Origin of the sequence: Pseudoalteromonas sp. AOP7-A1-14 (assembly GCF_052376275.1) — a bacterium.
Taxonomy (GTDB): domain Bacteria; phylum Pseudomonadota; class Gammaproteobacteria; order Enterobacterales; family Alteromonadaceae; genus Pseudoalteromonas.
In genome coordinates, this window is record NZ_JBQSVO010000249.1 from 1 (window position 1) to 1,201 (window position 1,201).

At 40.9% G+C, this 1,201-nt stretch carries 1 protein-coding gene; it reads left to right on the forward strand.

What is annotated here, in order from left to right; translation table 11 throughout:
• Positions 1-76 precede the first annotated feature (76 nt).
• Positions 77-1,180: an ISAs1 family transposase gene (locus ACT3RM_RS17930; protein WP_096793603.1), complete on the forward strand. Its 1,104-nt coding sequence runs from the start codon at positions 77-79 to the stop codon at positions 1,178-1,180.
• Positions 1,181-1,201: the final 21 nt, after the last annotated feature.

Consider the following 1,201-nt stretch of genomic DNA (forward strand, 5'->3'; position numbering starts at 1 on the left):
CAGGGCAAGATCATACTTAACTTGATTATTACTTCGAATCTGTGATCAAATCGCCTTTTTCTCAAAGGCGATTAACATGTCATTCATCAACCATTTCAACGACATTCAAGATACTCGTTCACACATCAACAAAAAACATGAATTGCTGGATGTTATATTCCTTACAGTCACTGCGATTATTTCAGGTGCTGAAGGGTGGAAGGATATTAAGCAATTCGGTGACAGTAAACTGACTTGGTTACGTAAGTTTCGTTCATTTGAAAATGGTATTCCTGTCGATGATACGATTGCTCGTATCATTAGCTCACTGGCCCCTGAAGCTTTATTAGCTTGTTTTGTTTCTTGGGTTAATGAGCTTAGAGATGCGAATAATCAAAGCGTCATTGCCTTTGACGGTAAAACACTTCGCCATTCTTATGATGGTGATAAAAAAACAGCTATTCACAGTGTTTCAGCTTATGCAGTTGAACAGGGCCTAGTACTAGCACAATGCAAATCCAAAAGTAAGAAGAATGAAGTATCAACAGTGATGGCACTTATTGAATTACTTGAGCTTAAAGGCAATATCATCACAGCAGACGCGATGCATTGTTTAAAGAAAGTGACGAAAGCCGTCAGCAAGAAAGACGGAGACTATTTGCTGCAAGTGAAGAATAACCAAGGAAAATTGAACAAAGAAATTCAAGCCTACTATCACAAAGTCAGACGAGAGCAGCCATCACTCATCCAGCAAAATAGCCATGAAACAGTAAATGATGGGCATGGTCGAATAGAGCAGCGCACGTACACTCAACTGTTGGTGACAGATTGGCTTGAGCAGCGCCACGGTTGGGTCAATTTCAACTCCATAGTCGAGGTAGTACGACAGCGTTATGTTGGCGATAGTCATACAATGGAAACGAGTTATTACATCAGCTCGCTAGGGATAAACCCAGAGCAAGTAGCCAAGTCTATTCGCCAGCATTGGGGAATAGAAAACTCAGCACACTGGGTATTAGATATGACATTTAAAGAAGACGATTCACGTATTCGTCGAGGTGATGCCCCCGAGAATATGGCGACCTTCAGACGATTTGCGATGAACTTAGCGAAATTAAGCGCGATAAAAGACAGTATGAAAGGTAAGTTGAAACAGGCTGCTTGGTCAGATGAGGTAAGAGAGCAGCTTATTTTAGGATAAATAACGCTCAAGTATGATTTT

Coding starts and splice junctions, on each gene's coding strand:
- ACT3RM_RS17930 (WP_096793603.1), top strand. CDS start 77: ATGTCATTCATCAACCATTTCAACGACATTCAAGATACTCGTTCACAC.